This window comes from Bradyrhizobium sp. CB1717 (genome assembly GCF_029714325.1).
Lineage (GTDB): Bacteria > Pseudomonadota > Alphaproteobacteria > Rhizobiales > Xanthobacteraceae > Bradyrhizobium.
This window is the reverse complement of the sequence record NZ_CP121666.1, coordinates 2,648,893-2,669,615: the sequence shown is the minus strand read 5'-3', so window position 1 is coordinate 2,669,615 and position 20,723 is coordinate 2,648,893. Positions and strand designations below refer to the sequence as shown.

Here is a 20,723-nt window from a genome sequence, read left to right as displayed (position 1 = left end):
TGGCTGCTACCGGCGCGCTTCCTTCAGGCGTTCGCCCCAGGCTGTGATCTGCGTCTCGATCACGGTCTGGTCGGCGACGACGCGGACCTCAGAAGTCTCGGCAACCTCGTACTCGACCCCCGTGCGCCTGCTAGCCTCGAGCTGGGTCCTCACGAGGTCGAGCAGCTCGCTCGGGCCGGTGACCTTGAACACCGGCACCGGCGAATTGCCGGTCAGCGCGGCGATCTGCTCGACCAGCGATCCAACCGCCTTGTCGCGGACCGCATCGGCGAGGAAAGGCAGCAGGATGCGCGCGACGGAGCTCGCGATGTTGGTCTCGATCTCGCGGCAAGCCGCCTCGAAGCCGCCGACGATCGTGGCGGCCTGCTGGTCGGACCACTTGGCGCGCTCCTCGCCGAGCCGGATCGCGCTGCGGACGCGCTCCTCGGCGACCCTGGCATCGCCCTCGGCAAGGCCGGCGGCATGGCCGCGACGATAGGCATCGTCGAGAAGATTGACCGGCGGGGCTTCCGCCTCGGGCGCTGGAGGCGCCGGCTGAAACTGCGGCTGCGATTGAGGCTGACGCTGCGGCTGGGCCTGGGGTTGCGGTTCGCGCCGCGCCTCCTTCGGCCTCGTCAGCACGTCCTGGATCTTGGGCGGCGGTGGTGGCGGCGCCGACTTGACCCGGCCATTCGCGTCGAACTGCGTCAGGAGTTTTCCGATTGCCGCGTTCATGCCGCCTCCTCGCGTCGCATCCAGTCTTTAAGGATCGCTGCCGCTTGCGCCTGATCGAGCCGGACGATCTGCTCGAGCCGCTTCTGCGGTGTTCGCTGCATCTTGCCTTCGAGATCTTCGACGAGGTTGAGCTCGGGATCCTGGCTCTCGGCCAGCGCAAGGGCCGCGGCGGCTTCGAGCTCGGCGGCCTCGGCCGCCTCGGTCTGCTCCTGCGCCGCACGATGGGTCAGAATGCCATTGACCGCGGGCCGAAGTCCGAACCAGACCAGCATCGAAGCGACCGCCAGGATCGTCACCGCGTTGATGACGCTGCCGAGCTGCTTGTTGATCATCTCGACAAAGCTGATCGGCGGCACCGGCGCGAGATCGCGCGAGCCTTCGATGAAGTCGACGGCCGTGACCTGGATCTGGTCGCCGCGCGCCTTGTCCAGCCCGCCGGCCGTCGCCGCGAGCTGGCTGATCTCGGCGAGCTTGCTGTCGATGATGGCCTGGTTGCTCTTGTCGCCGAGATCGGCGACCAGACGCGCGCGGTTGACCAGCACGGCGATGAAGAGCTTCTTGACCAGATAGCCGTCGCTCACAGTCGTCGTGGTCTTGGACGAGACCTCGAAATTGGTGACGTCCTCGCGGCGGGTCTTGTCCTCGCTGGAATTCTTGGTGCCGCCGGCGTTCACCTGCTGATCGGGCAGGTTCTGCTGCACCGTGGTCGGCTGCGAACGGTCGGCGTTCTGCGACGATTCCTTCTCGCGCACGTTCCGCACCGAACGTTCGGCGCGGCCCTCCGGATCGTAGACGGTCTCGTTGGTCTGCCGCTTGTCGGTGGAGAGCTGCGGGGAGACGCTGACCTCGAAATTGTCCAGGCCCAGATACGGCGTCAGCGCCTTGCGGATGTTCTCCTGCACCATTCCGCCGACCGTCTTCTGCAGGCTCGCCATCTTGGTCGGCGCGGCGCTCGCCTCGTCCTCCTCGGCGAGCAGCATCGAGCCGTCGGCATCCAGCACCGTCACCTTGTCGCGGCTCATGCCGGGGATGGCGGCCGCGACGAGATGACGGATCGACTGCGCCGTGCGCGCCTCGATCGCGCCGTCGGTGCGCAGCACGACCGATGCCGATGGCGGCTGCTGGGTCCCGCGGAACGAGCCGCGCACCGGCAGCACGATGTGCACGCGCGCCGCCTTCACACCCTTCATCAGCTGAACGGTTCGCGCGATCTCGCCCTCGAGTGCGCGCAGCTTCGTCACTTCCTGCATGAACGAGGTCAGGCCGAGCGAGCCGATCTTGTCGAACAGCTCGTAGCCGGAATTGGCGCTGGTCGGCAGGCCCTTCTCGGCGAGCAGCATCCGCGCCTGCATGGTCTGACTCGGACGCACCGAGACGGCGTCACCGGCGGTATTGACGTCGAAGGCGATGTTCTGCTCGCGCAGCGCAGCGCCCATGCGCGTCACGTCTTCGCGGGTGAGGCCGGTATAGAGCGTCTCGAACTCGGGCCGGCTCAGATAATACGCACCGCCGACGACGGTGACGAGAACGGCAAAGCCGATCAGTCCCAGGGCCATCAGCCGTCGTGGCCCGAGCTCCAGCAGATTGTTGAGCAGTTGCTGTATCTGCGCACGACTGAACAGCATATGACCTCGTACCAATGCGAACGTAGAGGACACTCCGCTGCCAACCTTGTCTGAAGGTTGCGCGAGGCCACGAATGTGTCGGTTCGCGGGCGAGGCGTGGTAAATTTACAAGAAATCGGGGAGACGCTATCGCGCGTATCGGCAACAGATGCACAACCGGACTCATCGCGGCGCGATCGGCTGCGGCGTACTGCCCGAGACCTGGCGTCAGGGGATCAATTGCGGGCACATCCTGTGCCATCATATCCGCCGGCCATGGCGGAGACCGTGCTCCCGAGGGAGCACGGTCGTTTCCAAAGCCGAGCTTACTTGAACAGCGACAGGATGCTCTGGCTGTTCTGGTTGGCGATCGAGAGCGCCTGGACGCCGAGCTGCTGCTGGGTCTGAAGCGCCTGCAGGCGCGTCGATTCCGCGTTCATGTCGGCGTCGACGAGCTGGCCGATACCGCGATCCACGGAGTCCATCAGGTTCTTGACGAATTCGGTGTTGGTCGCGATACGGTTCTTGATGGCACCGAGATTGGCGGCGGCCGAGGCAACCGTGTTGATCGCTGCGGTGACCTGGTTGATGTAGCCGTCGAGCTTGGCCTGGTCAGTCGCCGAGTCGGTCAGCGAGCCGATGGCGAGCGTGGCGACCGATGCGAACCCGGTCGTGCTGTTGCCGGTCACCGTATCCAGGATGCCGGACGTGGTTGAGCCGCCGGTGGTGTAGAGCGCGAAGGTGGCGGTCGTCACCGTGATGGAGCCGATCGTGGGCGTACCGCCGACACGCGAGTACGAAGACACGAGGTTGAAGGTCGTCGGCGTGGCCGTGGACGACGAGGGCGTAACGTCGATGCTCAGCCAGTTGATGCCGTTGATCGTGGCCGAGCTGGCCTTCAGCTTCATATCCTGCTGGATCTGGGTGACTTCCGACTGGATCTTGGTGCGGTCGATACCGGCGGTCTTGGCTTCGACCAGCAGCGCCTGGAGCTTGGTCAGGCCGGATTCCTTGTCGCCGATGACCGTGTTCAGAGCGGTGTATTCGGTGTCGACCATCGCGGCCGACAGACCGAGCGAGTCGGAGACCGCGGAGAGCGCGGCGTTGTCGGAGCGCATCGAGGTCGCGATCGACCAATAGGCGGAGTTATCCGAAGCGGTCGACACGCGCTGGCCGGTCGAGATCCGGTTCTGCGTGGTCGCGAGCTGCGAGCTGACGTTGCGGAGGGTCTGCAGCGCGGTCATTGCAGACGAGTTGGTGAGCAGACTTGAACTCATTCTTGACGCCCCTTTGAAGATTGAATTGTTAGGGACATACCGGGCTTACACCGGTACGACAGGGCGGCATCATGCCTTTGGGCTGCGGAAAAGCGCGCTCAACCTGACGTAACGGTGGCGATAGCATGCGAAGTTTGTGCGAGGCTTGTGCCCCGTGACCGGACCGCAACAGGGTGCGTCAAATCGACGTACGAGGGGCGAGGTGCGAAAGTCATGGCGCGCGACCAACGCACACCAAATGAAAAAGGGCCGCGCTTCTCGCGAAGCGCGGCCCTCTGCGATGGTTTGAAGCTTAGCGGAACAGCGACAGGATGCTCTGGCTGTTCTGGTTGGCGATCGAGAGCGCCTGGACGCCGAGCTGCTGCTGGGTCTGAAGCGCCTGCAGGCGCGTCGATTCCGCGTTCATGTCGGCGTCGACGAGCTGGCCGATACCGCGATCCACGGAGTCCATCAGGTTCTTGACGAATTCGGTGTTGGTCGCGATACGGTTCTTGACGGCACCGAGATTGGCGGCGGCCGAGGCAACCGTGTTGATCGCTGCGGTGACCTGGTTGATGTAGCCGTCGAGCTTGGCCTGGTCAGTCGCCGAGTCGGTCAGCGAGCCGATGGCGAGCGTGGCGACCGATGCGAACCCGGTCGTGCTGTTGCCGGTCACCGTATCCAGGATGCCGGACGTGGTTGAGCCGCCGGTGGTGTAGAGCGCGAAGGTGGCGGTCGTCACCGTGATGGAGCCGATCGTGGGCGTACCGCCGACACGCGAGTACGACGACACGAGGTTGAAGGTCGTCGGCGTGGCCGTGGACGACGAGGGCGTAACGTCGATGCTCAGCCAGTTGATGCCGTTGATCGTGGCCGAGCTGGCCTTGAGCTTCATATCCTGCTGGATCTGGGTGACTTCCGACTGGATCTTGGTCCGGTCGATACCGGCGGTCTTGGCTTCGACCAGCAGCGCCTGGAGCTTGGTCAGGCCAGACTCCTTGTCGCCGATGACCGTGTTCAGAGCGGTGTATTCGGTGTCGACCATCGCGGCCGACAGACCGAGCGAGTCGGAGACCGCGGAGAGCGCGGCGTTGTCGGAGCGCATCGAGGTCGCGATCGACCAATAGGCGGAGTTATCCGAAGCGGTCGACACGCGCTGGCCGGTCGAGATCCGGTTCTGCGTGGTCGCAAGCTGCGAGCTGACGTTGCGGAGGGTCTGCAGCGCGGTCATTGCAGACGAGTTGGTGAGAAGGCTAGAACCCATTTTTGATGTCCCTTTGACGATTGAATTGAGTTTGGGGACATACCGGGCTTGCACCGGTACGGCAGGGCGGCGTCATGCCTTTGGGTCACCGAAATGCGGTGAAGGACCCAACCTGTCGTAGCGGTGAGGCTATCCGTCGAAGCTTGTGCGAGGCTTGTGGCTCTGTGCCTCAGTTGCAACACCGAGCCTGGATCATGGCGCGGACGCGGCGTCACGCCCAAAAAAAAGGGCCGCGCTTCGCGAGAAGCGCGGCCCTCTCCAGATGACCTGAAGTTTAGCGGAACAGCGACAGGATGCTCTGGCTGCTGTTGTTGGCGATCGAGAGCGCCTGAACGCCGAGCTGCTGCTGGACCTGGAGGGCCGACAGACGGGTGGACTCCTGGTTCATGTCGGCGTCGACGAGCTGGCCGATACCACGATCCACCGAGTCCATCAGGTTCTTGACGAACTCCGTGTTGGTCGAGATACGGTTCTTGACCGCACCGAGATTGGCGGCGGCCGAGGCAACCGTGCCGATTGCGGCGGTGACCTGCGCGATGTAGCCGTCGAGCTTGGCCTGGTCGGTCGCCGAGTCGGTCAGCGAGCCGATGTTGAGCGAGGAAACCGACGCGAACCCGGTCGTGCTGTTGCCGGTCACCGTATCCAGGATGCCGCTGGCCGTTGAGCCGCCGGTGGTGTAGAGCGCGTAGGTGGCGGTCGTCACGGTGATGGTACCGATGGTGGGCGTGCTGCCGACACGCGAGTACGACGACACGAGGTTGAAGCTCGTCGGCGTGGCCGTGGACGACGAGGGCGTGACGTCGATGCTCAGCCAGTTGATGCCGTTGATCGTGGCCGAGTTGGCCGTCGACTTCAGCTGCGCCTGGATCTGGGTGACGTCTGCCTGGATCTTGGAGCGGTCGATACCGGCGGTCTTGGCTTCGACCAGCAGCGCCTGCAGCTTGGTCAGGCCGGAGTCCTTGTCGCCGATGACCGTGTTCAGAGCGGTGTATTCGGTGTCGACGGTCGCGGCGGACAGACCGAGCGAGTCGGAGACGGCGGCGAGCGCGGCGTTGTCGGAGCGCATCGAGGTTGCGATCGACCAATAGGCAGCGTTGTCCGAAGCGGTCGACACGCGCTGGCCGGTGGAGATGCGGGTCTGCGTGGTGGCGAGCTGCGAGCTGACAGACCGCAGGGTCTGGAGCGCGGTCATGGCGGTCGAGTTCGTAAGCAGGCTTGACATTGCGAATGTCCCTTTATGTACGCGTTACATTTTCACGAGGGGACATACCGGGCTTTCACCGGTACGGAGGGGCGGCATCATGCCTTTGGACTGATGTGGGTGAGGTCCAACCCGCCGTGCCGCATTGCTAGCACGCGAAATCTTGCCCGCAGATTAAGATCGGCTTGAATTTAGTAGCAAAATCATATGGTTACCATTACCCTCCGGTAACCATAAGTCGGTACTTCTTGCTAACCATAACCGGCCGGCCGGCGATCGCGGCTGCTACGAGAACGACCGCACCAGTCCGGAGGCCAGCAGGTTCCAGCCGTCGATCAGCACGAAGAACAGCATCTTGAACGGCAGGGCGAGGATCGTCGGCGGCATCATCATCATGCCCATCGACATCGTCAGCGTCGCCACGATCATGTCGATGACGAGGAACGGCAGCATGATGAGGAAGCCGATCTCGAACGAGCGCCGGAGCTCGGAGATCATGAAGGCCGGAATGATCACGCGCAGATCGACGCGCTTGTCGTCGAACTTCTTGCGAAAGCTTTCGGCGGCGAGCGACTCGAAGGTCTGCAGATCCTTGTCGCGGACATGAGCCAGCATGAATTCGCGGAACGGATCGGTGATCTTCAGATAGGCCTCCTCCTCCGAGATCTCGTTCTTCATGAGAGGCTGGACGCCGGTCTCCCAGGCGCGGTCGAAGGTCGGCGCCATCACGTAGAAGGTCATGAACAGCGCGAGGCTGACCATCACGAGATTGGCCGGCGTGGTCTGGAGGCCGAGGCCGGAGCGCAGGAACGACAGCGCCACCGCAAATCGCGTGAAGCTCGTCACCATGATGAGCAGCCCCGGCGCTACCGACAGCACCGTGATCAGCGCCATCAGCTGGATGATGCGGCCGCTGGTCGAGCCGTTGCCGGGAGGCAGCAGCGAGTTGAGGTCCGGGATCTGGGCCAGCGCCACCTCGGGCAGCACGGCCAGAAGCAACGCGAGCAGCAGGACTTTCACTCTCACTGGATCACCAACGTCTCTATGATCAATTCGCGGACCTTGCCGGACGAGCGGATATTGGCGCGCTCGGTCAGGTCGTCGCGCAGGTGCTGGAGGCCGCGCGATCCCTCGAATTGCGTGACCGACGACGACCGCAGATAGGTCACGATGTCCTCGCTGATATGGGCGGCCAGGATGCCGGCTTCCTCGTCGCTCATGCTTTCCGTCACCATGGAGGCCTCGACGCGGGCCCAGTTGTTGGCCGGCGCGGCCAGATTGGTCACGATCGGGGACAGTTTGCGAAGCCGGGCGCTGCCGGCGTAGCTTGACGCGATCGGCGGCTCCGAGGCGCTCTTCTTCGCGTCGGCGACGCGCTCGGCGGCCGCGAACAGATGCAGGCCCGCGAGTGCGCCCGCACCGATCGCGACCAGGGTCAGCGCCAGGATGGCCGCAATCAGGCGCATGGCGTCCCCTGCCCTCGCAGCGCGGTCATGCCGCCACGAACCTCAGAACGGTGCCACGGTGTCATAGATCCGATGCCCCCATCCAGGCTGCTGCACGTCAGACAGGTTTCCGCGACCACCATAGGACACGCGCGCCTCCGCGATCTTGTCGTAGGAGATCGTGTTGGTCCGCGAAATATCGCGCGGACGCACGATGCCGCCGACATTGAGCACGCGCATCTCGGTGTTGACGCGGAATTCCTGCGAACCGCTGATCATCATATTGCCGTTCGGCAACACGTCGGTGACGATTGCGGCGATGGACAGCTTGATGTCCTCGGTGCGATCGATCTGACCGTTGCCCTTGATCTGCGTGTTGGTGCTGAGATTGGCGCTGGTGGAGCCCTTGTCGCTCCATCCCGCGACGTCCATCAGCCAGTCCAGCCCGAACTTGATCTGCGAATCGCGCGAGCGATCGGTCTTGTTGTCGAGCTTGGCCTTGTCCTGCATCGAGATGATCACCGTCACGACGTCGCCGGTGCGCCGCGCGCGGGGATCGCGGTAGAGATCGGTGCCGTCGTCCCAGGTCGAGCGGTAGCTGACGGGCGTGCGCACGCGCGGCGTCACCGGAATCGGATCGGCCTGCGTCCTCAGACCGCTGCCGACCGGCGACAATCGCGGACCGGTCAGGATCTCGTTCGGGTCACCGACGCATCCGGCAAGCATCAGGAGCGACAGGATGAGGATCAGATTCTTCATCTATTTGGTCTTTCCGTCATCCACGCGGCGCATTCCGCCGAGCACGTCGGCAAGGTGCGCGGCGCGCGCCGTATCCATCTCGTTGAAAATTGCGCTCGAGCTCCTCGGGCTGAGCTTGGCAAGCACGGCTGCAGCGGTCTCGTCCGACATGCCGGCGATCTGGGTGGCCGCGGCGTCCGGCTTCATCCGCGAATAGATCTCGACGACTTGGGCCTCGGCCTTCTTCAGGAAGTCGTCGCGCAGCGCCATCCACTTCTCGTATTCGGCGCGCTTGGCCTCGACCTCGGCGATCCGCTCGCGGAGCTGGGTCTCGGCCTTCTCCAGCTCCTTGATCTGCCAGGCGAGCCTCGCGTCGACGGCGGGATCGGCCACGTTGCTGCAGAACAGGGCGACCTCGTTGTCGGCGGACCCAACGGCCTGCTGCGGTGCAGGCTTCGCCGGCGCCGTGACGCTGCCGGGCTTGGCCGGACGCGCGGGCGCGGCAGCTGGTGCGGGTGCCGCTGCACGGGCAGGAGCAGAAGCAGGAGGCTCGGGTGCCGGCACCGCGCCGGTAGTTGCGGGCCCGGAATCTTCGGCCGCCCACGCAGCCGCCCGGATTGATGCATTATCGCCCGGTATCGGCGACGCGGGGGCCGGCTTCTGCGGTCCTGGCGCGCGAGCACGCGCGAAGGAAAGCAGGTTGAGCGGCTTCGACGCCTTGGCTTCATCCAGCGCAAGCACGGGCGAAGCGCCCGTGAGCGCCACGGCCGCGACCAGCAGAAGGAGTTTGGCTTTGTGATCCAGCTTCAGCATCGGAGCGCGTGCGATTCTCGGTCGAGACCTGAGCATTGAGCGACCAAGCTTGCACGACGCTTATGCATCATTGGACGATGACATCGGCCTGCAGCGCGCCGGCCGTCTTGATCGCCTGGAGAATGGCGATGATGCCCGATGGCTTGAGGCCGATCTGGTTCAATCCGCGAACCAGGCGCTGGAGGTCGACGCCGCTCAGAATGGCCACCTGCGATCCGGCCTCGTTCGCCTCGACCACGGTCTGGGGGACGACCACCGTCTGGCCCCGCGAGAACGGTGCCGGCTGCGACACCACGGGCATCTCGGTGACGCGGACCGTCAGATTGCCGTGCGTCACCGCAACCGTCGATATCCGCACGTCGCGTCCGATCACCACCGTGCCGGTGCGCTCGTTGATCACCACCCGCGCCGGAGTATCCGGTTCAACCGTCAGTTCGCCGATTTCCGCCAGGAAGCGGACCGGGCCAACATGGCGCGGCTTCGACAGCACGATAGTCCGATAGTCGCGCTCGAAGGCGATCTGCGAGCGGTAGCGGCCGCCGGCGTAGCGGTTGACGGCGTCCAGGATGCGCGTCGCAGTGACGAAGTCGGGGTTCTTGAGCTCCAGCACCAGGAACTCCATTTCATGGAGGCTTCCCTGCACCTCGCGCTCGACCAGCGCGCCGTTCGGAATGCGTCCGGCGGTCGGCGTGCCCTGGCTGACGCTCTGGGCCTGGCCGCCCACGCTGTAGCCGGCAACCGTGACCGCGCCTTGGGCCACCGCATAGACCGCACCGTCCGCGGCGCGCAGCGACGTCATCACCAGCGTGCCGCCGAGCAGCGAGGTCGCATCGCCGAGCGAGGACACCGTCACGTCCATCCGCTCGCCGGGCCCGATCGAGGGCGGCAGGTCTGCCGTCACCATCACCGCCGCGACGTTGCGCGTGCGCAGCGTGGTCGGGCGCGTCGGATTGGTGGTGCTCGTGGTTTCGTTCCTGACGTTGATGCCCATGTTCTCGAGCATCGATTGCAGGGACTGCTCCGTGAACGGGGCATTGCGCAGCGTGTCGCCGGTTCCATTCAGGCCGATGACGAGGCCATAGCCGACGATCTGGTTTTCGCGCAGCCCCTTGATATCGGCAATGTCCTTGATGCGGACGGCGGCCTGGGCGCTGGCGGCGCAAAGCAGCAGGACGAGCGCAAGCAGGACTCTGGTCATGATCCGTCCACGACCTTGACGGTGCCGTCCGGTTGGACGACGCCCCTGATGATCACGCCGGTATCGGTGTTGCGTACCGGGATGAGCGCGCCGGCCGCGCCCGACTGCATTGCCGAACCGTAAGTGACGATCGACAGGCCGCTGTCTTCGACGACGACCTTGACCATGGCGCCGCGGGCGACGGTCCAGGGATCCTCCACCGAGTTGGTCGGGATCGGCTGGCCCGGCAGCAGCGCGCGCCGGGCCATGCGACCGACCAGGACCTGGCGTCCTTCGATGAACATGGCGACGCCGAGCACGTTCGGCGCGAAGGCGCGCTCCGTGATCATGTCGTCCCGGATCAGCTCGCCGGCACGGATCGAGACGGCAGGCACGGGAAGCCGCTTCTCCTCGGCGACGGCGACGCGCACCGAGGCGAGAACCAGCAGCACGGCGGCCAACCCGCGCACGATCAGGCCCACCCTGTTCAACATGGACACACCGGAACTAACGAAGGCCCTTCGATACCGTCGAGGCCATTTCATCCGAGGCCTGGATGACCTTGGCGTTCATTTCGTAGGCGCGCTGCGCCGAGATCAACTCGGTGATTTCCTTGACGGGATCGACGTTCGAGGCTTCGAGATATTTCTGATTGATCTTGCCGTAGCCGGCATCGCCCGGCAGCCCGACGACCGGCGTGCCGGACGCCGTGGTCTCGCGATAGAGATTGCTGCCCAGCGGCTCGAGGCCCGCTTCGTTGGCGAAATTGGCGAGGTTGAGCTGGCCGATCTGCCGCGGGTTCACTTCCGTGTCCAGCTTGGCAAATACCTGGCCGGTAGCATTGACCGTGACCTCGACCGTTCCCTGCGGGATGGTGATTGCGGGATCCAGCAGATAGCCGTCGGTGGTGACGAGCTGACTGTTGGCATTGACGTTAAACGAACCCGCGCGGGTGTACTGCACCTCGTTGTTGGGGCCCAGCACCTGGAACCAGCCGCGACCGTTGATCGCGAGGTCGTAAGGGTTGCCGGTCTGGGTGAGCGCACCCTGGATGTGCAGCTTGCGGATCGCCGCCGACTTGACGCCGAGACCGAGATTGGCGCCCTCCGGGATCGGCGACGAACCGTTGACGTTGGCGACGCCCTGCATGCGGTCCATCTGATAGAACAGATCGGTGAATTCGGCGCGCGCCCGCTTGTACGACGTCGAGTTGATGTTGGCGATGTTGTTCGCGATGACTTCGATATTGGTCTGCTGGGCATTCATGCCCGTAGCCGCAATGGCGAGCGATTTCACTTAACCCACTCCTTCAGATCAAATCGACATCCGGACGACTTCCTGGTAGGCCTGCACGACCTTGTCGCGAACCGCGACCGCCGTCTGCAAGGCCTGCTCGGCCGACATCAATGCTTCCACGACCTTCCGCGTCGATTCCTTGCCCTGCATCGCCGAGATCGACGCCGCTTCGCCGGCCTTCAGCGTACCGATCGCGTCCGTCGTCACCTGCTTCATCACCGACTCGAATCCAACATCGTCGATCGACTGGATTGACGTCGGCGCAGCCGGCGCGATGGCCTGCGTTTCGGTGGCGCGGGATGCCGCTTGGCCTGCGGAAATCGCGGTGGATGAAATCGCCTCAAGCATTGTCAGCTCCTCAGAAGGTCGATGGTCATGCCCAGCATCGACCTCACCTGCTTCACCACCTGGAGATTGGCTTCATAGGATCGGTTGACTTCCCGCATGTCGGCCATCTCGATCATCATGTTGACGTTCGGCAGCTTGACGTAGCCGGCCTTGTCGGCGGCGGGATGCCCGGGGTCGTACTCGACGCGGTACGGCGTGGTGTCGACGCCGATTTCCTTGACCTTCGCGAGCTGCGCGCCCGAGGCACGGTCCATCGCGGCATCGAACGTGATGGTCTTGCGCTGATACGGATCGGCGCCGGCGGTGCGGCCCGTCGAGGTCGCGTTGGCGAGATTTTCCGAGACGATGCGCATGCGCGTCGACTGCGCCTCGAGCCCGGAGCTCGCAACCGTCAGAGAGGCGCTCAGTGAGTCCAGCATGTCAATTCACCTCAGGTCTTCACGCTCGACAGCAGCATGCGGTGGAACGAGCGCACGACCGCCGAATTCATCGAGTAGTCGCGATTGACGTCGTTGCCCTTGATCATCTCTTGCTCGAGGCTGACGGAATTGCCGGAGTGCACCACTTCCCAGCTGTCCTTCTTGGCCGTCGCGCGCGTGTCGGTTTCGGCCGCGGACAGCTGCAGGTGTGACGGCGATGTCGTCGCAAGCCTGACCGGCATCGTGTCGAGCACCTTGTTGAACGGCTCGACGTCGCGCGCCTTGAAGCCCGGCGTATTGGCATTGGCGACGTTGGTCGCGATGGTCGACTGGCGGAGCTCGAGGTACCGCGCCTGCGACGATGCCAGTTCGAAGAGATAAAGCGGTCCCACGACAGCCCCATTCTGGTCCATTCGGGAGAACCCTAGGGCGTTAAGCTTTCGTCAAGCTGTTGGGCGAAGCACCATCCTCGGAAATCTACTGAACCTTCTCGGGGCGCGGTGTCTGCTTCGACTGCAGGAAGTAGATGATCTCGGCGACCGGCCGGAAGAACTCCGCCGGAATCACCTGATCGACCTGAACCGCCTCGTAGAGCGCGCGCGCCAAGGCCTTGTTCTCGATCACCGGGATCCTGTTCTGCTCGGCGACCTCGCGGATCTTGAGCGCGATCACGTCCATGCCCTTGGCCACGACGAGCGGCGCCGGGTTTTCTTCACGCTTGTAGCGCAGCGCGATCGCAAAGTGCGTCGGGTTCGCGATCACGAGCGTCGCGCGCGCAGCGGAAGCGATCATCCGTTGCCGCGAGCGGTCGCGCGCCAGCGAGCGCAGGCGCGCCTTGACCAGCGGATCGCCCTCGGCCTGCTTGTGCTCGTCCTTGATTTCCTGCTTGGTCATGCGCAGCTCGCGCCGCCAGTGAAAGCGCGCCCAGGCGAGATCGATCGCGACCAGGACGATGGTCGCGATGCAGATGGCCGAGACGATCCGCATCGCGATGTTGAGGATCATCTCCGGCAGCGCAACCGGATCGGTGTACATCGCCTCGAACGCCTTCGCTTCGGACGAGCGCAGCACGAAGGCGACCACGGCGCTCACCGAGCCGAGCTTGAACAGCGACTTGGCAAACTCGACGAGGCCCTGCTTTCCGAACAGCCGGCTCCAGCCGCCGATCGGGGAGATCCGCGACAGGTCCGGCGCGATACGCTGCAGCACCAGGCGCGGCGCATTTTGCAGCAGCGATGCAGCGAGTCCGAACACCACCAGGATGACGAGCAGCGGCACCAGGAATCGAAACGCCTGAAGCCCCACCACGGTGAGGAGGTTCAGCGCGTCGGCCCCGGTGCCGAGGGGAAAGCCCTCGGGATCGTCGAGCAACCCCTTCAGAGTCGGCACCAATTGCTGCACGCCCTGGCCGATCAGGAATGCCTGGATCACCATCAGCGCGGCCATCGAGGCGAAGATGGATGCCTCCCGAGAGACCGGAATTTTGCCCTGTTCGAGCGAATCACGGACTTTCTTCTCGGTCGGCTCTTCTGTCTTGCTCTCCTGATCGGATGTTTCTGCCATGCCCGTTCAGCGGTCAGCGGAAGACCAGCTCATCCTCCTGGTCGGGGTTGAGCTCGATTTCGCCCTTCTCCGCGAGGTCGAGTGCGAGGTCGGTGATCACACGGCGCGCCTCGAGCACGTCGCGCTGGTTCGACGGCTCGCCGATCGCGAGCTCGGCCTCGACGACGCGGCGGACGCGCGAGGCGACCGCGGACAGGATCAGCTCGCGGAAGTGCTTGTCGGTGCCCTTCAGCGCGACCACGATGCGGTCGGTCGGAACCTGGTCGAAGATCATGGTGCGCGCCTTCGGCGCCAGGTTGATGACGTCGTCGAAGGTGAACAGCAGCTCCTTCAGCACCTCGGCCGACTTCGGTCGCTTCTCCGACAGGCTCTTCAGTATGTCCTCGATGTGGCCGCGCTCCATCTTGTTGATGATGTCGGCGACACGGGCATAGGTGTCCGCGCCGAGGTTGCGGGCGAAATTCAGCGTCAGATCTTCGTGCAGCGTCTTCTCGAGGACCTTCATCGCGTCGTCGACGATCGGCTTGAGGCTCAGCACACGCCGCATCAGCTCGTTGCGCAGGCTCGACGGCAGCTGGCTCATCACCTTGGCGGCGCAGGACGGCTTGACCTTGGACAGGATGAGCGCCGCGGTCTGCGGATGCTCCTTGGAGAGGTAGGTCGCCAGCGAATTTTCCGACACCGACGAGACGCGGTCCCACACCGACCGGCTCGAATTGCCGAGCAGGTCCGTCATGATCGCCGAGACCTGGTCGGCCGGAAGCACGTCGCCGAGCACGGCTTCCAGGCCACCGAGGGTGCCGAGAATGTTCGCACCCATCGAGAACTGCTGGGCGAACTCCTCGACGATTCCCTCAAGCTCCTGCGCCGTGATCGGCCGCAGCTCCGCCGCCGCCTTGGTGACGATGCGGATCTCCTGCGGCTCGAACTGCTGAAGCACGCTCGCGGCCGCCTGCCGGCCCATCGCCAGCAGGAGCGCGGCGACCTTTTCCGTGCCGCCCAGCGTGGTAACGCCTCGCTGCTTGACGGGAGCGATGCCGACCGGTGCCGCCATGTTCAGGTATCACCCTGCCCCAGCGGCCCGACGATCTCCGTGAGCGAGACGCCGAAGCGGGAATTGTCCTCTTCGACCACGACCACCTCGCCGCGAGCGACGATGCGGCCGTTGACGACGACGTCGACGGGCTCCCCGACCCGGTGATCGAGCGGAACGACCGCGCCACGGCCGAGCTTCATCAGGTTCGCCACCGGAATGGTCGCCGAGCCGAGCACCACCTGCATGGTGACGGGAATGCGCAGGATAGCGTCGACATTGGCGAACTTGCCGGTCTCCTCGGCGGTGCGCTGGGCGATCTCCGCCAGCCGCTCCAGCGGAGACGTCTCGGCCTCTCCCGATGCAGGTGCAGACTCATAGTCGAAGGATTGCGCCATTTGGTATTGCCTCTTGGTATTTCCACTCCGGGAACGCCGCGACGTCCCGATCGTCCTTGTTCCGCCAGTCCGGACTTCAGTGCTTGTTCACGTCCGCGCCGCCGGCGGCCGTGACCGGTGCGAGCCCGCTCCTGGCATCGAGCGCCGCGATCGCCTCGTGAGCCTGGTCGATCTTCGCGCCGAGCACGTTGGCGAGTCGCCCGAGGTTTGCAGTGGAGTCATGAGCCGCCGTGATGACCGTGTCGAAGGCGCCCGCCGTCTCGTGGACGATGGTCGAGAATTCGCCCTGATAGCTGCGCAACCGCGCCAGCTCGCGGTGCATCTTGGTCACCCGCATGCTGGTGAAGGCGAGGGCAATGAGCAGCACGGCATCAACGAGATAGGATATCATCGACGAACTCCCGTTTCTGATCCACGGGATCGGACACCTGCATGGCGTAATAGCCATCCAGCTGGCCGATCTGACACCAGAACAGCACCTGATTATTGCTTTCGAGACGGGCCAGCGAGCGTGGCGTGGCTTCGAGCTCGAGCACCTGCCCGACCTGGAACTTCACGACGTCGCCGAGGGTCACCATCTTCTCGTCGAGCACGGCAGTCAACGTCACTTCGGTCTTGTTGACCTCGCTCTCCATCTGCTCGCGCCAACGCGGATCGGTCGTGCGGCCGTCGCTGGCGGTGACAGTTGCAAGCTTCTGCCTGAGCGGGTTGAGCGCGGAGTGCGGAATGATCAGGAACATCTGGCCGCCGCGATAGAGCGCCTGCACCATCATGTTCGCGCAGATCGACATGTTGCTGGCGCGCCCGATCGCCAGCGACGCCATGGCCGTCTCGACCCGCTCGACACGGAAGGTGACGTTGGACGTGCCGGCGAAGGCGCCTTGCAGTGCCTTGGCGAACCGCTCGAACAGGGCCTGGACCAGCCGGATCTCGATGTTCGAGAAGGTGCGCTCGACGTCGAGCGGCGGCTCGGCGCCGTCGGAGCCGAACATCGCCTCGACCATCGTGAACACGAAGTCGCGATCCAGCATGATGATGACGCGCGAATCCCACTGCTCGGCATAGAGCACGGCGGCCACCGCGTTGCCCTCGTAGTCCTTGATGATGTCGCCGAGAGGGTCGTTGGTGATGCCGTTGACCGAGAAGTAGCAGGGCGTTCCCGCCATCGGCTGCAGGCTGTCGGTGCAAGATGCCGCCATGCGATCGAAGATCACATTGAGCATCGGCATGCGTTCGATGGAGATACCCGCCGCATCCAGCAGGTAGTTCGGCAGCTGCTTCCGCTGATCGACCTCGACGTCTTCCATCGTCATGCGCGCGCAGCCTTCGGTTCAGCCTCGCTCGGGACGGCCTTGGGACCCGCGATCGTCTCGTTCTCGACGACGTCGATCGAGGGACGCTCGTTGCTCGAGATCATCTTGCGGCCGTGCTCGACCGCGATCTGCGGCATGGCGCCGTTCATGAACGCCAGCAGCGTCTGCTTGACGATGATGTAGGGCCGGCACCTCTTCTCGCGCGTCATCTTGATCTTGATCGCGAACGGCGAAAGGACGCCATAGGATATGAAGATGCCGGCGAAGGTCCCGACCAGGGCCGCGCCGATGAAGCCGCCGAGCAGCTTCGGCGACTGGTCGAGCGCGCCCATCGCCTTGATGACGCCGAGCACCGCAGCGACGATGCCGAGGGCCGGCATCGCCTCGGATACCGTCACCAGCGCATGGTAGGGCGCCAGCTTGCTCTTCACGATGGTGTGGATCTCCTCGTCCATCAGCGCCTCGATCTCGTGCGTGCGCGCGTTGCCCATGATGATGAGACGGACATAGTCGCAGATGAACTGAAGCAGCGAGGGGTCACCGAGCACGCTGGGGAACGCCTTGAAGATCTCGGAGGACGAGGGATCGTCGATATGCGCCTCCACCTCGTTGCGGCCCTTGCCCCTGAGCTCACGCATCAGGGCGTGCAGCGCCCCGAGCAGGTCGAGGTAATAACGCTGTCCCGGCACCGCGTTGGTGATGGCCTGCATGCAGGCCACCCCGCTGTCGACCACCGTCTTCCACGGATTGGCCAGGATGAAGGTGCCGACCGCGGTGCCGATGATGATGACGAATTCCCACGGCTGCATCAGCACGGCCAGATGCCCGCCCATGGCGGCAAATCCGCCGAGCAGCGCCGCCACCGTGATGAAAATCCCCACGAAACTGCCCAACGCGCCGCTCCATCGCCGATCCCGTCGGGAGTATCTAGTCGGCGACGCTTGCGCGAAGCTGGCTTCCCGCGTCGCCAGCCTCGCGCAAGCAATTCGCGGCAGCTTGGGACGATGTCGCCATTGCGGCCAGAGGGACGCGTGTCATGCTATCCACCATCGCGGATTACACCAGACTGACCAATGACCTGGGCAAGTCGATGACCCAGGTCGCGCAGGAGCCCGACGTCAGCCGCGAGACCGATTATTTTCTCAGCCATATCGGCAATGTGAAGACGATCGACGACTTCCTGAAGGACTACCGCCTCTACAGCTATGCGATGAAGGCCTACGGCCTCAGCGACATGACCTATGCCAAGGCGTTCATGCGCAAGGTGCTGACCGAGGGGATCTCGGACAAGGACGCCTTCGCCAACAAGCTCACCGACACCCGCTACCGGCAGTTCGCCACCGCCTTCAACTTTGCCGCGCTCGGCGACCAGGCGACCCAGGCCGCGGCGGCCACGACCGGTACGGCGACCCAATACGTCACGCAGACGATGGAGGAGAAGGCCGGCGACCAGAACGAAGGTCTGCGGCTGGCGCTCTATTTCACCCGCAAGGCCTCCACGATCACCAACGCCTACCAGATCCTCGCCGACAAGGCGCTGACGCAGGTGGTGCAGACGGCGATGGGCTGGCCGGCCACGATCAGCTCGTCCGACATCGATGTCCAGGCCAAGATGATCACGGACAAGATCGATCTCACCGATTTCCAGGACCCGACCAAGGTCACCAAATTCGTGCAGCGCTTCGCGGCGATGTGGGATGCGACCCAGGCCCAGAGCGACACCTCGACCAATCCCGCGCTGGTCCTGATCGCCGGCGCAGCGACGTCGGTCAGCATGGATACCAACGTGCTCACGACGCTTCAGAACATCAAGTTCAACAGGTAAGTCATGCAATCCGCTCTCTATGTGGGATTGTCGGCGCAGGTCGCCCTCGAAAAGCGCCTCCAGACGATCGCCAACAACGTTGCCAACGTCAACACGGCGGCATTCCGCACCGACGTGGTGAAGTTCGAGACCGTGCTGTCCAAGGCCGGCGCGAACCCGGTCGCCTTCTCCTCGCCCGGCGACAACATCATCTCGCGCGAGCAAGGCAACATCACCGAGAGCGGCAATCCGCTCGACGTCGCCGTGGTCGGACAGGGCTGGCTCGCCTTCGCCGGCCCGAACGGCACGGTCTATACGCGTGACGGCCGCCTCCAGATCGCCGCCAACGGCGACCTTCAGACGGTGTCGGGCTTCCCCGTCGTCGATGCCGGCGGCGCGCAGATCACGCTCGACCCGAACGGCGGACCGGTCTCGATCTCGCGCAGCGGCGCGATCACCCAGGACAACAACGAGATCGGCACCATCGGCCTGTTCAACATTCCCGCCGACGCCAATCTCGAGCGCTACGGCAATTCCGGCGTCACGCCCGACCGGCCTGCGACCGCGATCGCCGATTTCTCCCGCGACGGCTTCAAGCAGGGCTATGTCGAGGGGTCCGGCGCCAATCCGATGATGGAATTGACCAAGCTGATGGCAGCCTCGCGCGCCTTCGACGGCACCAATTCGATGATCGAGGGTACCGAGAGCTCGCTGCAGAACGCAATCCGGACGCTGGGCGAGCCGGGCAAATAGAATCGCAAGTAGAGTGCGCCGCGTGCGCAATGAGGGTGGACGGTTTCCTTGAACGCTCTTCGGCAACTCGAGTGGGCGCTGCTGGAGCTTCAGCAGAGCACTCCCCTGGCCAGCGTCAGCGGCGCGATCTCCGAGATCGCACCGACGCATTTCCGTGTCTCCGGCCTGTCGCGCTTCGTCAGGCTGGGTGAGCTGATCGGCGTCAATTCCGGCGGCAAGCCCCAGATCGGCGAAGTGGTCCGGATCGACAGCGACGGCATCATCGCCAAGCCGTTCGACCGGCAGTTCGGTGGCGGCCTTGGCTCGGTCGCCTATCGGATGCCGCCGCTGTCCTTCGCGCCCGATCCGAGCTGGAAGGGCCGCGTCATCAACGCGCTCGGCGCCCCCTTGGACGGACAGGGTCCGCTCACGCCGGGATCGCGCGCCGTCTCGGCGGAGGCCGAGGCGCCGTCGGCCATGAAGCGCGCGCGCGTCCATAAGCCGCTGCGTACCGGCGTGCGCGTCATCGACCTGTTTTCCCCGATCTGCGCCGGCCAGCGCGTCGGCATCTTCGCCGGCTCCGGCGTCGGCAAATCGACGCTGCTCGCCATGCTCGCCCGCAGCCAGGGTTTTGACACCGTCGTGCTGGCGCTGGTCGGCGAGCGCGGCCGCGAGGTGCGCGAATTCATCGAGGACGTGCTCGGCAATAACCGCAGCCGTGCCGTCACCATCGTATCGACGGGCGATGAAAGCCCGATGATGCGGCGGCTGGCGCCGAAGACGGCCATGGCGGTTGCCGAGTATTTCCGCGACCGGGGCGAATCGGTCCTGCTCATGGTCGATTCGATCACCCGCTTCGCCCACGCGGCGCGCGAGGTCGCGCTCGCCGCCGGCGAGCCCGCGGTGGCGCGCGGCTACGCACCGACGGTCTTCACCGACCTGCCGCGCCTCCTGGAGCGCGCCGGCCCCGGCGAAGAGGGATCCGGCACGATCACCGGCATCTTCTCCGTGCTGGTCGACGGCGACGACCACAACGAGCCGATCGCCGACACCATCCGCAGCACGCTCGACGGGCACATCGTGCTCTCCAGGCACATCGCCGATCAGGCCCGCTATCCGGCCGTGGACGTCCTCGCCTCGGTCTCCCGCCTCGCCCACAACGTCTGGGACCCCGAGGAACGCGAATTGGTGAGCAAGCTGCGCACCATGATCGCCAAATACGAGGACACCCGCGACCTGCGCCTGATGGGCGGATACCAGCCCGGACGCGATTCGGGCCTCGACCAGGCGGTCGACATGGTTCCGCGAATCTACAACGCGATGCGGCAGGAGGCCTCCGCGCCGCCAAGCGCCGACCCGTTCCGCGAGCTCCGGGACATGCTCAAGGGCGACTGACGCGCGATGAGATTCGGATGAATCGTCATCGCGCTCTAGGTTGTTGTTTGCGCATGATCTTTCCGGACAACCGCTTCGTACCTTGCGCTAACGCGGCCCTCCGGGGCCGGAACATGCCTTAGCAGGCCGGGACGGGGCGCGCGGCGCCCGCGATTTCGCCTTGCTCACGATCCCGACAGCCGTTCACGCATGCCGCCACGCTGTCGGCGC

Annotated in this window: 24 protein-coding genes; 3 read left to right on the top strand and 21 right to left on the bottom strand. The window is 64.7% G+C overall.

Annotation, left to right across the window (positions count from 1 at the left end; genetic code table 11):
• Window positions 1-6: 6 nt before the first annotated feature.
• The 21 genes from QA649_RS12630 to motA form a co-directional block, all read right to left on the bottom strand.
• Window positions 7-714 carry a hypothetical protein gene (locus QA649_RS12630; RefSeq protein ID WP_283024464.1) on the bottom strand — a complete coding sequence of 236 codons (708 nt, stop codon included), beginning with the start codon at window positions 712-714 and terminating at the stop codon, window positions 7-9.
• Entirely contained in the window at window positions 711-2,339 is a 1,629-nt protein-coding gene (gene fliF, locus QA649_RS12625; RefSeq protein WP_283024463.1) for a flagellar basal-body MS-ring/collar protein FliF, read from the bottom strand. The genes QA649_RS12630 and fliF overlap by 4 nt, the downstream gene beginning before the upstream one ends.
• A 305-nt stretch (window positions 2,340-2,644) precedes the next feature.
• Window positions 2,645-3,595 (bottom strand): flagellin, encoded by a 951-nt coding sequence (locus QA649_RS12620; RefSeq protein ID WP_283024462.1) that lies wholly within the window; start codon window positions 3,593-3,595, stop codon window positions 2,645-2,647.
• Window positions 3,596-3,887: 292 nt separating this feature from the next.
• Window positions 3,888-4,838 (bottom strand): flagellin, encoded by a 951-nt coding sequence (locus tag QA649_RS12615; protein ID WP_283024461.1) that lies wholly within the window; start codon window positions 4,836-4,838, stop codon window positions 3,888-3,890.
• A 274-nt stretch (window positions 4,839-5,112) separates the two neighbouring features.
• Window positions 5,113-6,060, bottom strand: coding sequence for a flagellin (locus QA649_RS12610; RefSeq protein WP_283024460.1), 948 nt, complete (start codon window positions 6,058-6,060; stop codon window positions 5,113-5,115).
• 264 nt (window positions 6,061-6,324) lie between these two features.
• Complete coding sequence (fliP, locus tag QA649_RS12605) at window positions 6,325-7,065, bottom strand: flagellar type III secretion system pore protein FliP (RefSeq protein WP_018641253.1); 741 nt, start codon at window positions 7,063-7,065, stop codon at window positions 6,325-6,327.
• The gene (locus tag QA649_RS12600; protein ID WP_283024459.1) at window positions 7,062-7,505 is read right to left on the bottom strand and encodes a flagellar basal body-associated FliL family protein; all 444 of its coding nucleotides are present in this window, start codon (window positions 7,503-7,505) and stop codon (window positions 7,062-7,064) included. The genes fliP and QA649_RS12600 overlap by 4 nt, the downstream gene beginning before the upstream one ends.
• Before the next feature lie 42 nt (window positions 7,506-7,547).
• Window positions 7,548-8,243, bottom strand: a complete 696-nt coding sequence (flgH, locus tag QA649_RS12595) for a flagellar basal body L-ring protein FlgH (RefSeq protein ID WP_283024458.1) — start codon at window positions 8,241-8,243, stop codon at window positions 7,548-7,550.
• The gene (locus QA649_RS12590) at window positions 8,244-9,035 is read right to left on the bottom strand and encodes a MotE family protein (protein ID WP_283024457.1); all 792 of its coding nucleotides are present in this window, start codon (window positions 9,033-9,035) and stop codon (window positions 8,244-8,246) included.
• 67 nt (window positions 9,036-9,102) lie between these two features.
• Window positions 9,103-10,233 (bottom strand): flagellar basal body P-ring protein FlgI, encoded by a 1,131-nt coding sequence (gene flgI, locus QA649_RS12585; protein WP_283024456.1) that lies wholly within the window; start codon window positions 10,231-10,233, stop codon window positions 9,103-9,105.
• Window positions 10,230-10,706, bottom strand: a complete 477-nt coding sequence (flgA, locus tag QA649_RS12580; RefSeq protein ID WP_080648016.1) for a flagellar basal body P-ring formation chaperone FlgA — start codon at window positions 10,704-10,706, stop codon at window positions 10,230-10,232. Before flgA ends, flgI begins: the two co-directional genes overlap by 4 nt.
• Before the next feature lie 13 nt (window positions 10,707-10,719).
• On the bottom strand, window positions 10,720-11,508 hold the full coding sequence (gene flgG / locus QA649_RS12575) for a flagellar basal-body rod protein FlgG (protein ID WP_018641259.1): 789 nt from the start codon (window positions 11,506-11,508) through the stop codon (window positions 10,720-10,722).
• An 18-nt stretch (window positions 11,509-11,526) separates the two neighbouring features.
• A complete protein-coding gene (locus QA649_RS12570; protein ID WP_018641260.1) occupies window positions 11,527-11,856 on the bottom strand; it encodes a flagellar hook-basal body complex protein FliE in 330 nt (109 codons plus the stop codon).
• A gap of 2 nt (window positions 11,857-11,858) precedes the next feature.
• Window positions 11,859-12,275, bottom strand: coding sequence for a flagellar basal body rod protein FlgC (flgC, locus tag QA649_RS12565; protein WP_018641261.1), 417 nt, complete (start codon window positions 12,273-12,275; stop codon window positions 11,859-11,861).
• 11 nt (window positions 12,276-12,286) lie between these two features.
• Window positions 12,287-12,688 carry a flagellar basal body rod protein FlgB gene (gene flgB, locus QA649_RS12560; RefSeq protein WP_283024455.1) on the bottom strand — a complete coding sequence of 134 codons (402 nt, stop codon included), beginning with the start codon at window positions 12,686-12,688 and terminating at the stop codon, window positions 12,287-12,289.
• Window positions 12,689-12,752: 64 nt separating this feature from the next.
• Window positions 12,753-13,838 (bottom strand): flagellar biosynthesis protein FlhB, encoded by a 1,086-nt coding sequence (gene flhB, locus QA649_RS12555; RefSeq protein WP_283024454.1) that lies wholly within the window; start codon window positions 13,836-13,838, stop codon window positions 12,753-12,755.
• Between the two features lie 13 nt (window positions 13,839-13,851).
• On the bottom strand, window positions 13,852-14,892 hold the full coding sequence (locus tag QA649_RS12550) for a flagellar motor switch protein FliG (protein ID WP_283024453.1): 1,041 nt from the start codon (window positions 14,890-14,892) through the stop codon (window positions 13,852-13,854).
• Between the two features lie 2 nt (window positions 14,893-14,894).
• Window positions 14,895-15,269: a flagellar motor switch protein FliN gene (gene fliN, locus QA649_RS12545; RefSeq protein ID WP_018641265.1), complete on the bottom strand. Its 375-nt coding sequence runs from the start codon at window positions 15,267-15,269 to the stop codon at window positions 14,895-14,897.
• A 76-nt stretch (window positions 15,270-15,345) separates the two neighbouring features.
• Window positions 15,346-15,660, bottom strand: coding sequence for a hypothetical protein (locus QA649_RS12540; RefSeq protein ID WP_283024452.1), 315 nt, complete (start codon window positions 15,658-15,660; stop codon window positions 15,346-15,348).
• Window positions 15,641-16,582: a FliM/FliN family flagellar motor switch protein gene (locus QA649_RS12535; RefSeq protein ID WP_283024451.1), complete on the bottom strand. Its 942-nt coding sequence runs from the start codon at window positions 16,580-16,582 to the stop codon at window positions 15,641-15,643. The genes QA649_RS12540 and QA649_RS12535 overlap by 20 nt, the downstream gene beginning before the upstream one ends.
• Window positions 16,579-17,475, bottom strand: a complete 897-nt coding sequence (gene motA / locus QA649_RS12530; RefSeq protein ID WP_283024450.1) for a flagellar motor stator protein MotA — start codon at window positions 17,473-17,475, stop codon at window positions 16,579-16,581. Before motA ends, QA649_RS12535 begins: the two co-directional genes overlap by 4 nt.
• Before the next feature lie 143 nt (window positions 17,476-17,618).
• On the opposite strand from motA, the gene QA649_RS12525 reads away from it, so the two are divergent.
• From QA649_RS12525 to fliI, 3 genes are read left to right on the top strand one after another with little or no spacing between them, the layout of a single operon-like run.
• Complete coding sequence (locus tag QA649_RS12525) at window positions 17,619-18,407, top strand: DUF1217 domain-containing protein (RefSeq protein WP_283024449.1); 789 nt, start codon at window positions 17,619-17,621, stop codon at window positions 18,405-18,407.
• 3 nt (window positions 18,408-18,410) lie between these two features.
• Window positions 18,411-19,139 (top strand): flagellar basal-body rod protein FlgF, encoded by a 729-nt coding sequence (gene flgF / locus QA649_RS12520; protein ID WP_018641270.1) that lies wholly within the window; start codon window positions 18,411-18,413, stop codon window positions 19,137-19,139.
• A 48-nt stretch (window positions 19,140-19,187) separates the two neighbouring features.
• A complete protein-coding gene (gene fliI / locus QA649_RS12515; protein WP_283024448.1) occupies window positions 19,188-20,513 on the top strand; it encodes a flagellar protein export ATPase FliI in 1,326 nt (441 codons plus the stop codon).
• Window positions 20,514-20,723 lie beyond the last annotated feature (210 nt).

Coding starts and splice junctions, on each gene's coding strand:
- QA649_RS12615 (WP_283024461.1), bottom strand. CDS start 4,838: ATGGGTTCTAGCCTTCTCACCAACTCGTCTGCAATGACCGCGCTGCAG.
- flgC (WP_018641261.1), bottom strand. CDS start 12,275: ATGCTGGACTCACTGAGCGCCTCTCTGACGGTTGCGAGCTCCGGGCTC.
- QA649_RS12550 (WP_283024453.1), bottom strand. CDS start 14,892: ATGGCGGCACCGGTCGGCATCGCTCCCGTCAAGCAGCGAGGCGTTACC.
- flgI (WP_283024456.1), bottom strand. CDS start 10,233: ATGACCAGAGTCCTGCTTGCGCTCGTCCTGCTGCTTTGCGCCGCCAGC.
- flgH (WP_283024458.1), bottom strand. CDS start 8,243: ATGAAGAATCTGATCCTCATCCTGTCGCTCCTGATGCTTGCCGGATGC.
- QA649_RS12610 (WP_283024460.1), bottom strand. CDS start 6,060: ATGTCAAGCCTGCTTACGAACTCGACCGCCATGACCGCGCTCCAGACC.
- flgF (WP_018641270.1), top strand. CDS start 18,411: ATGCAATCCGCTCTCTATGTGGGATTGTCGGCGCAGGTCGCCCTCGAA.
- QA649_RS12570 (WP_018641260.1), bottom strand. CDS start 11,856: ATGCTTGAGGCGATTTCATCCACCGCGATTTCCGCAGGCCAAGCGGCA.
- fliF (WP_283024463.1), bottom strand. CDS start 2,339: ATGCTGTTCAGTCGTGCGCAGATACAGCAACTGCTCAACAATCTGCTG.
- QA649_RS12590 (WP_283024457.1), bottom strand. CDS start 9,035: ATGCTGAAGCTGGATCACAAAGCCAAACTCCTTCTGCTGGTCGCGGCC.
- QA649_RS12630 (WP_283024464.1), bottom strand. CDS start 714: ATGAACGCGGCAATCGGAAAACTCCTGACGCAGTTCGACGCGAATGGC.
- QA649_RS12535 (WP_283024451.1), bottom strand. CDS start 16,582: ATGACGATGGAAGACGTCGAGGTCGATCAGCGGAAGCAGCTGCCGAAC.
- flgA (WP_080648016.1), bottom strand. CDS start 10,706: ATGTTGAACAGGGTGGGCCTGATCGTGCGCGGGTTGGCCGCCGTGCTG.
- QA649_RS12525 (WP_283024449.1), top strand. CDS start 17,619: ATGCTATCCACCATCGCGGATTACACCAGACTGACCAATGACCTGGGC.
- fliN (WP_018641265.1), bottom strand. CDS start 15,269: ATGGCGCAATCCTTCGACTATGAGTCTGCACCTGCATCGGGAGAGGCC.
- flhB (WP_283024454.1), bottom strand. CDS start 13,838: ATGGCAGAAACATCCGATCAGGAGAGCAAGACAGAAGAGCCGACCGAG.
- QA649_RS12600 (WP_283024459.1), bottom strand. CDS start 7,505: ATGCGCCTGATTGCGGCCATCCTGGCGCTGACCCTGGTCGCGATCGGT.
- QA649_RS12620 (WP_283024462.1), bottom strand. CDS start 3,595: ATGAGTTCAAGTCTGCTCACCAACTCGTCTGCAATGACCGCGCTGCAG.
- QA649_RS12540 (WP_283024452.1), bottom strand. CDS start 15,660: ATGATATCCTATCTCGTTGATGCCGTGCTGCTCATTGCCCTCGCCTTC.
- flgB (WP_283024455.1), bottom strand. CDS start 12,688: ATGGACCAGAATGGGGCTGTCGTGGGACCGCTTTATCTCTTCGAACTG.